Genomic DNA, 13,026 nt, shown 5'->3' with positions numbered 1-13,026 from the left:
CCGCCTGACCAAATTACTCTACAGTAAGAGTATTACCGCATAGCAAGCTCGTGGTCTACACTGGGCAGTCCAGCAAGGATTGTTATCCAGAAGAAATTAATGACCCACATCCCCGCGCCGCTGCAAGCCAACATTGCCGATCTGAAGCAGCTGATCCACAGCGAAGCGCGCCGCGTCACCTCGTATGACGTGGCCAGCGCGGCCGGGGTGTCGCAATCGGCCGTGTCGCGCTGCTTCAAGCCGGGCGCAAGCGTGTCGAAAGCGACCTTCGCGCGCGTGATGCAAGCCGCGACCGAGCTCGACTACACGCCGAACGCGGCCGCGCGCAGCCTGATCACGCGCCGCTCCAACCTGATCGCGGTGGTGCTGTCGGACATCGTCACCCTGCACTATCCGCAAATCTTGTCCGAGCTGAGCCGGCAATTCGGCCGCGAAGGCATGCGCGTGCTGCTGTTTTCGCTGGCGCGCGAAGGCGATATCGGCGCCACCCTGGCCGACATCTGGCAGCACCAGGTCGACGGTGCCGTGCTGGCCGCCACCCTGAGCCATGCGCAGGCCGCCGAATTCGAGCGGCGCCGCATTCCCTTCGTGCTGTTCAACCGCACCCTGCGCGAGCGCTCCGTGAACGCCGTGGTGTGCGACCAGGTGGAAGGGGCGCGCCTGCTGGTATCGCGCCTGGCGGCCGGCGGGCACAAGTGCTTCGCCATGATCGACGGCCCGCACGACTCGGCCATCGCGCAGGACCGCAAGCGCGGCGTGGCCGGCCGCCTGGCCGAGCTGGGACTGCCCGCACCCCTGATCGTCAGCGGCGACTACGACTATGCCAGCGGCGGGCGCGGCCTGCGCGACATCATCGCCGGCCTGGGCCGGGTGCCGGACGCGGTCATGTGCGGCAACGACATCATGGCCATCGGCTGCCTGGACACGGCGCGCCACGACCTGGGACTGGACGTGCCGGGCCAGCTGTCGGTGACCGGCTTCGACGGCATGCCGCCGGCCGGCTGGCTCAGCTACAACCTGACCACCCTGCGCCAGCCGGTGCAGACCATGACCCTGGCCGCCAGCGCGATGCTGACCGGCCTGATCTGCGCCAGCACGGGCTGCCCCGAGCGGCGCGTGTTTTCGGCCACCGTGGTCGAGGGCGCGACGGCGCGGCTGGGGCCGGGCGCCTGAGATCAGGCCGCCAGACGCGGCAAAGAGTTCCCGCCAAAACGCCTGCGCTTGAGCGGCGCCAAACAGCGCCTGGCCGCGTATCGTGCGCCGCGGCGCGCTCGCTATAGTCATCCATGACACCGATGCATGGAGAGCCTGATGAGCGTGACGATCCTTCCCGGCCATGGCGAGCTGGCCGGCGACGAACAGCATGCGCAGCCGCGCGGCTGGCGGCGCTGGCTGTATGCGACCAACCACAAGGATATCGGCACGCTGTATCTGTGGTTTTCGCTCTCCATGTTCATGGCCGGCGGCGTGCTGGCCCTCCTGATCCGGCTCGAACTGTTCCGGCCCGGCCTGCAATTCTTCCATCCCGAGCTGTACAACCAGTTCGTCACCGTGCATGGGCTGGTAATGGTGTTCGGCGCCATCATGCCGGCCTTCGTGGGCTTCGCCAACTGGATGATTCCGCTCATGATCGGCGCGTCCGACATGGCGTTCGCGCGCATGAACAATTTTTCGTTCTGGCTGCTGCCGCCGGCCGCCCTGCTGCTGCTGGGCGCCTTCCTTGCCGGCGGCGGCGCCACCGCGTCGGGCTGGACCATGTACCCGCCCCTGTCGCTGCAGATGGGCCCGGGAATGGACCTGACCATCTTCGCCATCCACCTGATGGGGGCCTCGTCGATCATGGGCGCCATCAACATCATCACCACCATCCTCAACATGCGCGCGCCCGGCATGCGCCTGATGAAGATGCCGATGTTCTGCTGGACCTGGCTGATCACCGCCTACCTGCTGCTCGCCGTCATGCCGGTGCTGGCCTGCGCCGTGACCATGCTGCTCACCGACCGCCACTTCGGCACCAGCTTCTTCAACGCGGCCGGCGGCGGCGACCCGGTCATGTACCAGCACGTGTTCTGGTTCTTCGGCCACCCGGAGGTCTACATCATGATCCTGCCCGGCTTCGGCATGATCTCGCACATCATTCCCGCCTTCGCGCGCAAGCCGCTGTTCGGCTACGCCTCGATGGTGTACGCCACCGCCGCCATCGCCATCGTCTCGTTCATCGTCTGGGCGCACCACATGTTCACCTCCGGCATGCCGGTCACGGGCCAGTTGTTCTTCATGTACGCCACCATGCTGGTGGCCGTGCCGACCGGGGTCAAGGTGTTCAACTGGATCGCGACCATGTGGAAAGGCTCGCTGACCCTGGAAACGCCGATGCTGTTCGCCATCGGTTTCATCTGGGTGTTTACCATCGGCGGGCTGTCCGGGGTGCTGCTATCGATCGTTCCCATCGATATCCAGGTGCATGACACCTATTATGTGGTCGCCCATTTCCACTATGTGCTGGTGGCGGGCTCGCTGTTCTGCCTGTTCGCCGGCTTTTACTACTGGGTGCCGAAATGGACCGGCCACATGTACCAGGAGGGGCGCGCCAAATTCCATTTCTGGAACTCGCTGATCTGGGTGAACGTGACCTTCTTCCCCATGCACTTCCTGGGGCTGGCCGGCATGCCGCGCCGCTATGCCGACTATGCGACGCAGTTCACGGACTTCCACATGCTCACCTCGGTCGGCGCCTTTCTGTTCGGCCTGACGCAAGCATACTGGCTGTTTGCCGTGGTGCTGCCCACCGTGCGCGGGGGCGACAAGGCTGAGACCAAGCCGTGGGACGGGTCCGAGGGACTTGAATGGACGGTGCCCAGTCCCGCCCCTTTCCACACCTTCGAGACACCGCCGCTGGTCAAGTAACGCCGATGGAACACGAATGGCTGTTGAAGAAAAACTGTTCGATGTCACCGCGCCAGGTGGGCGTGGCGTATGGCTTGCTGTGCCTGTTCCTGCTGGTGATCGGACTGGCCTTTGCCGCGCATGGGGCGTGGCCGGTGCTGGTCTTCGCGCTGCTCGACATCGGCGTGCTGGCGGTGGCGCTGCTGTGCTACGCGCGCCATGCGGGCGACCGCGAGCGGGTCGCGCTTGGCGACGGTTGCCTGCTCGTGGAGCGGGTCGAGGCGGGCCGGGTCAGGAGTATCCGGCTGGAGGCGTGCTGGACCCGCATCGGCATGCCCGATCGCCGGCACAGCCTGATCGCGCTGGAGTCGCGCGGCGTGCGCGTGGAGATTGGCGCGTTCATCGCGGAGGAATTGCGCGAGCAGGTGGCGCAGGAGTTGCGACGCGAACTGCGCAAGACAGCGTTGTTGCGTTAGTGGCTGACGTGATGGAACGCATGGGCTGACGTGACGGATCGCATGGGCTGACGTGACGGATCGCATGGGCTGGCGTGATGGAACGCATGGGCTGAGGTGACGGGATGCCTGGGCTGACGCGCAGGAGCTGACACGCGCGCCAGGCCGGCAAGGACGCGCTACGGCAGGCAGGCGCCAGACGGCCCACGCTGACAGGTTCGCGCAGACGGTTAGCGCAGACAGCTTCGCTTCAACAACGGGCGCGCGCAACGCTGCGTGGACCGCTGGCGCGCGCCCACGTGCGCTGACATGCACGCGCACGCGGCCCCCCGCACCCGCGTCAGAACTCGTCCCACTCCTCGGCCGCCGCCGGTTTTGTCAGCGCCGGCTTGACCTTGGCCAGCGCCAGGTGCGACGATGGGGTCGCACGCGCCACCGGCGCCACGCTGCGCGGCGCGGCACCGCCGTGGCGGTCGTCGAGCTTGAACACATTCACCGCCCGCGCCAGTTGCGAGGCCTGGAACTGCAAGCTTTCCGCCGCCGCTGCCGCTTCTTCCACCAGCGCCGCATTTTGCTGGGTCACGCCATCCATTTCGGCGATCGCCTGGTTGACCTGCGAAATACCCTGGCTCTGCTCGCCCGTGGCCACCGTGATCTCGGCGATGATGGCATTGACCCGGCTGACGCTGGCCACCACCTGCTCCATGGTGCTGCCGGCTTCGTCGACCTGGCGGCTGCCGATGGCGACCTTGCCCACCGAATCGTCGATCAGGGCCTTGATTTCCTTGGCCGCCGCCGCGCTGCGCTGGGCCAGATTGCGCACTTCCGAGGCCACGACCGCAAAACCGCGTCCCTGCTCGCCCGCGCGCGCCGCTTCCACGGCGGCATTCAGGGCCAGGATATTGGTCTGGAAGGCAATCCCGTCGATGACGCTGATGATATCGACGATCTTGTTGGACGACTCATTAATCGACGTCATCGTGGCGATCACTTGCGATACCGCCGCTCCGCTCTTTCTCGCCACGTCCGAGGCCGATGCCGCCAGCTGGTTGGCCTGTTTGGCATTCTCCGCATTGTCCCTGACGGTCGCGGTCAGTTCCTCGATCGAGGCCGCCGTTTCCTCCAGCGAGCTGGCTTGCTGCTCGGTGCGCGCAGACAGGTCGTTATTGCCCTGCGCAATCTCCGAACTGGACTGGGCCACGTTATCCGCGCTTTCGTGCACCTGCACCAGCACCGTATGGATCTTGGCCACGAAGGCATTGAAGCCGGCCCCGATGACGGCCAGTTCATCCTTGCCGCGCACATCGAGCCGCACCCGCAGGTCGGCCTCGCCCGAGGACAGGTTGGTCATGGTCCGGCCCAGGGTGCGCAGCGGACGGGTCAGGCGCGACACCACCAGCACCAGGATGCCGCCCGTGGCCAGTGCGCATACCAGCGCGACGATCAGGGTGTACATCAGCAATTCGCGCGCCGGCGCCGTTGCCACTTTCTTCGGAAAACTCAGGTCCACGCTCCAGGGAGGGATGTCCGGGTGGATCGAGAGCGGTTGCAGCAGGCGGATGTTGCCGCGTCCATCGTCGAATTCGTAAGCCTTGCCCTGGCGGATGCGTTCGAGCGCGGCCGGCGGCAAGTCGTCGGCCTGCTTGCCCAGGCGCGCCGGCAGCGGGTGGCTGGCATACAAGCCACCGTTCGAGATCAGCGACAACTTGCCGCCTTCGATGACCTTCAGCTCGGACAGGATCGTGGTCAGGCGCGGCAGCATGAAGTCGGCGCTGGCCGTGCCGATGAACTTACCCTCAATCATGATCGGCGCCACCAGGGACGCCATCAGCACATCCTTGCCCGCCACCGGATACACATAGGGCTCGGTGAAAAAGACCTTGCCGCTGCGTTTGGGAATGTCGTACCAGTCATTCGCGCCGGCATCGGTGCCGAACACGATCGGTTCCACATTCACTTCGTTCTTGGCATTGCGCGTGAAATACGGCATGAAGCGGCCGCTGGCGTCGTAATGCGGCTTCTTGTCGGCAAACTCGGCATCCTTGGCGTCGAGCGCATTCGGCTCGAAGGTCACCGCCGCGCCGATCAAGTCCTCCGTCCCCAGCAGGGTGGCCTTGATCAGCTCGTAGATCTGCTCGCGCTGCAAGGGCTGGCCCAGGGCCTTGGTCGAGCGCATGGCCGAACCCAGGCTGATCACGCTGGCCAGGTTGGTCGAGAGCCGGCTTTGCAGCGCGCCGACCACCTCGCGCGAGGACGTGCGCGCCAGTTCCATGGCCGCCGCTTCCGCACTGGTGCTGCTTTTGTAGCCGATCACGGCCGCAGTCACGCCCAGGCTCAACACCACTAGCGCAGTGGCGGCGATACAAATCTTGCTGTTCAGCGAAAGACCAGATCCGAATGCTGCCATGGTGTTCTTATCCTCTTCGGTGTGTTCGATCATCAAAATGTCTTGGTCAGCGCCACCACGAAGGTCCCCACGGCGGGATTCGATACCGCCACCTTGCCGGACGAATCGGGAATGCCGAGCGTATAGGCGTCGTAGGCATTGGTCGAACCATGCGCCTTGGTGTACGCGCCCGATACGGCCCAGCCGCCGTCGAAGGCCTTGCTCACGCCCACTTTCAGGTCGCGCCAGTTCCAGATATCGTTGCCGGCGCCATGCACCCGGCCATCGCCCGCATGCAGGTTCAGGGTATAGCCTGAACCCAGGTCGACATTGGCGCCCACATCCAGGTAACCGGTGCCGCGCGCATTGGTGATGCCGAAGAAATCCTTGGTATAGGTGCTGTTGTATTTGGCGTAGAAAAACTTGTAGGTCATGCCCAGCGACAGTTCGCCGTAGTCGTACGAGACGCCGGTGGCGTGGTACTCGGCGCCAGGGTATTTGTAGTAGTACAGCAGCGCGCTGTAGCCGATCGGGCCGGCCGTGCCGGTATAGCCGCCGTACAGGTCGACTTCGAGCGTGCCATCTTCGATGAAGCGGTTGCTGACGGTCGACATCCAGACCCCGGCCGAGAAGCCACTGGGGTGCCCGATATCGAAGCCGCCCTGCAGCGCCGGCTTGCCCCAGGTCTGGCGGAAGCCGCGCGAAATATATTGCGACGCCAGGGTGACGTTGGCGGTCATGGTGGTCGCGGGCGCGGCTGCGGGCTTGGCATCCTCCGTGGCGGCCTGGGCTGATGCCTGGGAAGCGAACGCGAACAAGCTGACGAGAGAAAGTGCGAAGCGCTGTTTGACGATAGAAGGCATCTTGAATTTTCCGTAAGGTTACTGGACACGCAAGAACAGGCGCACCAGGTACATCTTGAGCGAAGAGTCAGACGAGGGTCAGGTCAAACGTGCAGCAGTACTTGCCGGCGGAGTTGGGGCCGGCAACGGCACCCGGTGATGCTGAGGCTCGTAACAAAGTGGACTTGCGCATGCGCAGGCCATGCGCCAAGGATAGGCGCGAGCGCGCGCCAATGTCAAACGTGTTGCACCAAGAGAAGGAAATCCGTTGTATAACGGAGAGAGGAACGCAGGGTGGAGAAGCGCGTACGCCGCGCAGCACGGCACCGGGACATTGAACGGCGCCTCACGGCATCGACGCCGATGCTGGCGCGGCAAGGCCGCACGCGCCGTGCCCTGGCGGCGGCGCGTGCGGCTGTCCTGCTTACGGCGGCGCGTGCGTGGCCAACGCTGTGCTGCTTACGGCAGCGCGTGCGTGGCCAACGCTGTGCTGCTTACGGCAGCGCGTACGTGCGTGGCCAACGCTGTGCTGCTTACGGCAGCGCGTACGTGCGTGGCCAACGCTGCCCTGCTTACGACAGCGCGTGTGTGGCCAACGCTGTGCTGCTTACGGCGCGGCGCCCGGTGCCGTGCCGGTGCCGTAAACCGTTTCCAGCGCCAGCGCTTCGCTTGCGCGGTAAATCGTATCGTGGCGCTCTTTCGGCATCGGCCGATACGTCCAGCGCACCGTGGCCGGCGCATGCGCGCGCAGCGATTCCGCCAGGCGCGCCGTGCCGGGCACGATGTTCTCTTCGTCGGCCGAGGTCAGGAAAATGGCCTTCGGCTTGGCCGGCAATGCCTTGATGCGCGCGTCCGCAGCGCGCACCAGCGCTTCATCGTTCCACCAGACGCTCGGGCTGATGGCCACGTAGCGGTCGAACAGTTCCGGCTCGGCCAGCAAGGTCTCGACAATGAACAAGCCGGCCAGCGACTCCCCCACGATGCCGGTGTCGGCCGTGGTGCGGTAGTGCGACCGGATATGCGGCATCAGCTCGGTACGGATGAATTGGCGAAATGCCGCCGAGCCACCCACGCGGATCGCGATTTTCTTGTCGTTCGCCACCGTGGTTGGCCCGGTGAGGTCGCGCCGCCGCTCCGTGTTTTCAATGCCCACCAACAGCACCGGCATCATGCGCCCCGCCGCCACCAGCGTCTGCACGGTCTCGGCCACGTGCGGGAAATCTTCGGCATTGCCACCGTCCGGCATGTAGAGCACTGGCAAGGGCGCTCCCGTTTCTCCGCCGTGGCCGCCCGGCACGAACACATTGATCCGCCGGGTCTCCGACAGCACTGTCGAGTCGATCGTGAACGTCTGCGACGCCACCGGCGCGGCAAACGACGGCAAGGCGGCACAGCCAACCATCAGGGCAAACAAAGCATTTTTCATGGTAAATCCAAAGGGGAAAGAACAACATACTGCCACCAAAACATTGTCTATACAACATAGTTTTCAGCGGCCACGCCGGCCACGCTTAGCCCACTGACCGGCAAGCTCGAACGCGCCATCTACCAGCTCGACAGCTGGGGCCTCGAAGGCCAGTCCGTCACGCGCACCTCCCTGCCCTATTTCCTCGACCAGCGTTCGAGCACCGTGCGGCTGGAACTGGGCGGGCGCCTGCAAACCGGCGCCATCCGGCACAAGCTGCTCGCCGGCGTCGACCACCTCGCGCGCACCATCCGCAACCAGGATGGACAGCGCATCGACATCGCGCCGGTCGACCTGTTCAACCCCCGGCTGCATGGGACAACGCCGTTCGAGCTGCGGCTGGAGGACGACCACGGCGAGGTACGCGCCAGCGGCCTGTATCTGCAGGACCAGGCGGCATGGGGGGCCATGGCTGCTGATGGCCGGGCTGCGCCACGATCGTCTCAAGAATGCGCGTGGTGCACGGCGCCGTCAGCGTCCTCGACGCCACCATCGCCCGGGACAATACGCTCGCGGTCGGAAACAAACTGCGCAACGCGCCGGGACGCAGCGCGCGCCTGTGGGGCGACTATGGGTTCGCCGGCGCCTGGCAGCCGTTGACCGTGTCGCTGGGGACGACCTACGTCGGCGAGCGCTTCGCCGCCCTGCGCAACAGCTACCGCGTGCCCTCCCCGGTCGTGTGGGACGCCGGCGCGCGCTATGCGATTGGCAAGCCGCTGGGCATGGACAGCACCGCCATTACCCTGAACGCGGACATGAAAAAACGCCTCGCGACCGGCTATGGCATGCCGGGCGTGCCGGCCCAGACTTGGGACATGCCGGCGCTGGCCGGCATGGACGCCTTGCGCTCGAGCAGCGCCGACATGCTTCAATTTGTCGGCGCCCATGCCGGCATCATCGCCTCGCCGCTCTACCCCGCGAGGCAGGCCGCCCACAAGCCGCAGCAGCCATCGACCAGCGGCCGGGCGAATCGATCGCCCTGGGCTGGCATCTCCTGGACAAGCACGGCTCGCACATCGTGTGGCACAACGGCGGCGCCGCCGGCTACCGCACGTACATCGGCTGCGATCCGGACACGCGGCGCGGCGTGGTCCAGATGTCCAATTCGCACAGCGGCTCGGACGATATCGCCCGGCGCGCCCTCAACCGCGCCTTTCCGCTGAGCGTGTACAGCCCTCCCCCGGCGCTGATGGCGGCCCTGGCAAAACGCGGTTACGATCAACTCGGCGCGATTTATCAGGAACTGCGCGCCGCCGATCCGCAGTTCAGCCTCGATGAAGCGCTGGTCAACCAGTGGGGCTATGAGATGCTCATGCACGGCAAGCCGGAACAAAGCCTCGCGATCTTCAAGCTCAATATATCGCTGTACCCCGCCAGCAGCAATGCGCACGACAGCGTGGCCGAAGCGTATGAAAAGAATGGCCGCGTCGCGCAAGCCATTGCCAGCTACCGGCGCGCGCTCGACATCGATCCCGGGGCGAAGAACGCGCGGGACAGACTGAAAAACCAGGCGTGCCGGCGCAAGGCGAACCAGCACCATCCTGGCAAATCCGGGGGCACGTTCAATCGCGCCGTCCGAGCCAGCGCGCCAGGGTGTCGATCACGCCTGTGGAGGCCACCGGGGCGGCCTGCTGCACACCGCCGGTATCGGCGGGCGCTACCCGCACAAAGCCAGCGCGTTGCAGCAGCATGGCCAGTTCGGCGACGCACTGCTCGAAATCCTCCCACAGCAGCTCGCGTCCGCCAACATACAACTGCTCCAGCGAGGGTTCGAACAACTGCAGCCCCGAATCGGCGGCACGGGTGCTGCGCCAGACCGAAAAGCACTCCGCGGCGCTATAGCGTCCGTGTGTCAGGCGCTTCCACGCCGGATGCTCCGCTATCGTTCGGTCGAGCAGCCGGTTGAAGCTCTCGAGCGGCGTGTTATCGTGGCGGCATTCGTCTTCCAGCGCCGTCCACACCAGTTTCACATCGACCGTGTTCGCCCGTAGTACCAGAATCAGGTCCATCATGTCCTTGAAGCGCGGGCGCACCAGGCATTGATGCAGCTTCCACGCCATTTGCAGTTCGGTGGCCACGCTTTTCTGCATTACGAACGGTGGGCCGAAGCGGGGCTGGTACAACAGGGGGCGTGGCGGCGGTTGCAGCTTGAGGCCGAAACTGACATCGATCTTGCACGATGCGAGCTGGTGCTCACCGATCCACGCGACGATATCGGTATTGACGGTCGGGAAATCGTCGTCCATCGCGTACTCGATCATGCGCCAGAACGCATTCTCGGCAAAGCTGCGGAAACGAATGCCGTCGTCGACCTCAGTTTCCGTGACCGCCGTGACCCAGGCGGTCAGCACGCCGGCGTCCACTGGTTCCAGCCCGACCCAATCGAGGTCGCCCGGAATGCGGCGCCAGCCCTGGTCGATCTGCTGGCGCGTGACATAACTCCCCTTGAGCATGAAGGGACCGTCCACCAGCGCGGCGCGCCTGAAAAACGCTTCTTCCACCACGATGCGCTGCGCGGTCGATTCGGGCAAGCCGCTGTGCGCCGCGTAGTCGCGTATGGTTGCCAGGTCAATTGTCATCGCTATGCTCCAGCCATCCATGATCGAGGGTGAGATTGCTGTCGAAGACGACGCGTTCCCACTGCTGTTTTTCAATCAGCCATCCGTGCGCGCCGATGGCGGCTGCCAGGGCCGCAACGCGCCGGCGCAATGCGGCATGCTCGCCCGTCTCGCGCAAGGTCACATAGCGGATGTCGCCGCCGCGAATCGCGTTGTTGGACAAATGGCCGCCGTATTGCTCGCTGACGGCCGCCAACTGCAAGCGGATCGCTGCCGGCACGGCCATGCGGCCATGCCATTCAAAATAGTGGTGCCGGCCGCCCGCTGCGGGCATCACGTCCGCCGGCGCATCCTGCTCGATCTTGCAGCGCACCACCCCGAAACCGGCGTGCGCTGCCTGGCCGGCGAGCGCTTGCGCGAAGCGGATCACCGCATCGAGTTCGCCGTCGCGGCACAGGGTCAGCATCGGCTGCACCGGGTGGATGCCGCGCGCCAGTTCGATGACCATGGGCCGCGCGCCGATGGATGCGGCGTAACGGTCGAACGCCGGCCACTGGGCAGCCGAGAGCGGCGCTGTCGTCAAGTGAATCTCATACATGTGCTTCAGGCGGCGCGGGGCGCGACATATCGAAAAACACTATGATACAGCGCGCCGCCACGGCTAGGCCTGCGAGGCCTCCAGGGTCGCGCGGTGGCCGGCCGTCATCAGGAACACCGCGTAGCCGGCCAGCAGCAAGCCGGCGAACACCAGCGCCATCACAAAGTTGTAATAGACCATGGTCCCCAGGCATACCAGCGCGCCGAGCAGGGCAAACAGCGGGAAGAAGGGATACAGCGGCGCACTGAACGGCCGCACCATCTGCGGCTCGCTGCGGCGCAGCTTGAACAGCGCCAGCATGCTGACGATATACATCGTGATCGCCCCGAACACCGACATGGTGACGATATTGGCCGTCAGGGTCTGCCCGCCGATCTTGATCAGCTCATCGCTGTAGATCGCGGCAATCCCGACCACGCCGCCGGCCAGCACGGCGCGGTGCGGCGTCTTGAAGCGCGGATGAATTTTCGCGAAATAATGCGGCAGATAGCCTTCGCGGGCCAGCGCGAAGATCTGGCGCGAATAGCCGAAGATAATGCCGTGGAAGGAGGCGATCAGCCCGAACAAGCCCAGCCACACGAGCATGTGCAGCCAGCCGCTGCTGCCGCCGACGATCATCTTCATCGCCTGCGGCAGCGGATCGTTGATGTTGGCCAGCTTGGTCCAGTCGCCCGCGCCGCCGGCGAACAGCATCACGCCCAGGGCCAGCGCCACCAGCGTCAGGATGCCGCTGACATAGGCGATGGGAATCGAGCGGCGCGGGTCCTTCGCCTCTTCCGCCGCCATCGCCACCCCTTCGATGGCCAGGAAAAACCAGATCGCGAAGGGAATCGCCGCGAACATGCCGGGAATGGCCGCCGCGCTGAAGCTGTCCTGGCCGGCCCATCCCCCCTTGGTGAAGTTGGCCAGCGAAAAGCCCGGGGCCACCACGCCCATGAACACCAGCAACTCGAAAATCGCCACGATGGCCAGCATCAGTTCGAGCGTGGCCGCCACCTGCACCCCGATGACGTTCATGGCCATGAACACAAGGTAAGCAAGCAGGGCGACCAGCTTGGGATCGAGCGCGGGAAACTGCACGTTCATGTACGCACCGATGGCCAGCGCGATGGCCGGCGGCGCGAATACGAACTCGATCAGGGTGGCGGCGCCGGCGATGTAGCCGCCCAGCGGGCCGAAGGCGCGCTTGCTGTAGGCAAACGGCCCGCCCGCATGCGGGATCGACGTGGTCAGTTCGGTAAAGCTGAAGATGAAGGTGGTGTACATGGCGGCGATGAAGATTGCCGTCACGGTAAAGCCGAGGGTGCCGGCCGATGCCCAGCCGTAACTCCAGCCGAAATACTCGCCAGAAATGACCAGCCCGACGGCGATGCCCCACAATTGAAAGGTGCTCAGTGCCTGCTTGAGCGCGGGCGCGCCTGCGTTGTTCGCGTTCATGAGTGACTCCAATCCGGGTAAGGTGGCGAAACTTGAGACGAAGATTGCTTGATGCGGCCGGCCAATCGCGAGCGTGAAGGTGCTATCCGAAGCGGATAAACAGTGCCGACGAGTTAAGTATGCCGTTAAATTAACGGTTTTGGCGAAGAAAATTCAAGGCATCACCAGTTAAACCCAACCCAGTAATACTCATCCTTGCCTTCCCCTTGAACAGGTAGCCACTGCCCCAGAAGGCGACGAAGTGCTGCTCGTTCGCTCTGTGCGATGGATACCAGTCGGGCGCATGCTGCGCGTACAGATAGGAAACGACATACACAACGCAAGCCATGAGCACGGCATAGATGGCGATCCTGATCTTGTTAGCCATGCTGCGCATCCCTGGATGCGCACGATCACATC

General features: G+C 64.8%; 11 protein-coding genes and 2 pseudogenes. 5 read left to right on the top strand and 8 right to left on the bottom strand.

What is annotated here, in order from left to right; all coding sequences use genetic code 11:
- The first annotated feature begins 99 nt into the window (after window positions 1-99).
- From PO883_RS11800 to PO883_RS11790, 3 genes are all read left to right on the top strand, one after another.
- The gene (locus PO883_RS11800; RefSeq protein WP_289309935.1) at window positions 100-1,173 is read left to right on the top strand and encodes a LacI family DNA-binding transcriptional regulator; all 1,074 of its coding nucleotides are present in this window, start codon (window positions 100-102) and stop codon (window positions 1,171-1,173) included.
- Between the two features lie 138 nt (window positions 1,174-1,311).
- The gene (ctaD, locus tag PO883_RS11795) at window positions 1,312-2,907 is read left to right on the top strand and encodes a cytochrome c oxidase subunit I (protein ID WP_289309934.1); all 1,596 of its coding nucleotides are present in this window, start codon (window positions 1,312-1,314) and stop codon (window positions 2,905-2,907) included.
- Window positions 2,908-2,912: 5 nt separating this feature from the next.
- Window positions 2,913-3,362 (top strand): DUF2244 domain-containing protein, encoded by a 450-nt coding sequence (locus PO883_RS11790; RefSeq protein WP_289309933.1) that lies wholly within the window; start codon window positions 2,913-2,915, stop codon window positions 3,360-3,362.
- Between the two features lie 319 nt (window positions 3,363-3,681).
- Here the strand turns inward: PO883_RS11790 and PO883_RS11785 are convergent, their stop codons facing one another.
- From PO883_RS11785 to PO883_RS11770, 4 genes are all read right to left on the bottom strand, one after another.
- Window positions 3,682-5,781 (bottom strand): methyl-accepting chemotaxis protein, encoded by a 2,100-nt coding sequence (locus PO883_RS11785; RefSeq protein ID WP_289309932.1) that lies wholly within the window; start codon window positions 5,779-5,781, stop codon window positions 3,682-3,684.
- Entirely contained in the window at window positions 5,781-6,590 is an 810-nt protein-coding gene (locus PO883_RS11780; protein WP_289309931.1) for a TorF family putative porin, read from the bottom strand. The genes PO883_RS11785 and PO883_RS11780 overlap by 1 nt, the downstream gene beginning before the upstream one ends.
- Window positions 6,591-7,176: 586 nt before the next feature.
- Window positions 7,177-7,995 carry an alpha/beta hydrolase gene (locus PO883_RS11775; RefSeq protein ID WP_289309930.1) on the bottom strand — a complete coding sequence of 273 codons (819 nt, stop codon included), beginning with the start codon at window positions 7,993-7,995 and terminating at the stop codon, window positions 7,177-7,179.
- Window positions 7,996-8,058: 63 nt separating this feature from the next.
- Complete coding sequence (locus tag PO883_RS11770; protein ID WP_289309929.1) at window positions 8,059-8,481, bottom strand: hypothetical protein; 423 nt, start codon at window positions 8,479-8,481, stop codon at window positions 8,059-8,061.
- A gap of 2 nt (window positions 8,482-8,483) precedes the next feature.
- Between PO883_RS11770 and PO883_RS35095 the strand changes: the two are divergent.
- Window positions 8,484-8,771: pseudogene (locus PO883_RS35095) on the top strand (TonB-dependent receptor domain-containing protein); the annotation flags it as partial.
- Window positions 8,714-9,115: pseudogene (locus tag PO883_RS35090) on the top strand (hypothetical protein); the annotation flags it as partial. The pseudogenes PO883_RS35095 and PO883_RS35090, both read left to right, overlap by 58 nt.
- Before the next feature lie 481 nt (window positions 9,116-9,596).
- On the opposite strand, the gene PO883_RS11760 reads toward PO883_RS35090, so the two are convergent.
- From PO883_RS11760 to PO883_RS11745, 4 genes are all read right to left on the bottom strand, one after another.
- Window positions 9,597-10,613, bottom strand: coding sequence for a nucleotidyl transferase AbiEii/AbiGii toxin family protein (locus PO883_RS11760; RefSeq protein WP_289309927.1), 1,017 nt, complete (start codon window positions 10,611-10,613; stop codon window positions 9,597-9,599).
- Window positions 10,603-11,190: a hypothetical protein gene (locus PO883_RS11755; RefSeq protein ID WP_289309926.1), complete on the bottom strand. Its 588-nt coding sequence runs from the start codon at window positions 11,188-11,190 to the stop codon at window positions 10,603-10,605. The genes PO883_RS11760 and PO883_RS11755 overlap by 11 nt, the downstream gene beginning before the upstream one ends.
- 63 nt (window positions 11,191-11,253) lie before the next feature.
- On the bottom strand, window positions 11,254-12,627 hold the full coding sequence (gene eat, locus PO883_RS11750) for an ethanolamine permease (protein WP_289309925.1): 1,374 nt from the start codon (window positions 12,625-12,627) through the stop codon (window positions 11,254-11,256).
- Window positions 12,628-12,757: 130 nt separating this feature from the next.
- Window positions 12,758-12,994, bottom strand: coding sequence for a hypothetical protein (locus tag PO883_RS11745; RefSeq protein ID WP_289309924.1), 237 nt, complete (start codon window positions 12,992-12,994; stop codon window positions 12,758-12,760).
- Window positions 12,995-13,026: the final 32 nt, after the last annotated feature.

The organism is Massilia sp. DJPM01, assembly GCF_030348125.1.
GTDB lineage: Bacteria > Pseudomonadota > Gammaproteobacteria > Burkholderiales > Burkholderiaceae_D > Telluria_A > Telluria_A frigida.
Note: the sequence above shows the minus strand (reverse complement) of the source record. Positions and strands in the feature narration are given on the sequence as shown.

Bases quoted from the DNA above. Each gene is read 5' to 3' on its own strand.
- PO883_RS11800 (WP_289309935.1), top strand. From the start codon at position 100: ATGACCCACATCCCCGCGCCGCTGCAAGCCAACATTGCCGATCTGAAG.
- ctaD (WP_289309934.1), top strand. From the start codon at position 1,312: ATGAGCGTGACGATCCTTCCCGGCCATGGCGAGCTGGCCGGCGACGAA.
- PO883_RS11790 (WP_289309933.1), top strand. From the start codon at position 2,913: ATGGAACACGAATGGCTGTTGAAGAAAAACTGTTCGATGTCACCGCGC.
- PO883_RS11785 (WP_289309932.1), bottom strand. From the start codon at position 5,781: ATGATCGAACACACCGAAGAGGATAAGAACACCATGGCAGCATTCGGA.
- PO883_RS11780 (WP_289309931.1), bottom strand. From the start codon at position 6,590: ATGCCTTCTATCGTCAAACAGCGCTTCGCACTTTCTCTCGTCAGCTTG.
- PO883_RS11775 (WP_289309930.1), bottom strand. From the start codon at position 7,995: ATGAAAAATGCTTTGTTTGCCCTGATGGTTGGCTGTGCCGCCTTGCCG.
- PO883_RS11760 (WP_289309927.1), bottom strand. From the start codon at position 10,613: ATGACAATTGACCTGGCAACCATACGCGACTACGCGGCGCACAGCGGC.
- PO883_RS11755 (WP_289309926.1), bottom strand. From the start codon at position 11,190: ATGTATGAGATTCACTTGACGACAGCGCCGCTCTCGGCTGCCCAGTGG.
- eat (WP_289309925.1), bottom strand. From the start codon at position 12,627: ATGAACGCGAACAACGCAGGCGCGCCCGCGCTCAAGCAGGCACTGAGC.
- PO883_RS11745 (WP_289309924.1), bottom strand. From the start codon at position 12,994: ATGGCTAACAAGATCAGGATCGCCATCTATGCCGTGCTCATGGCTTGC.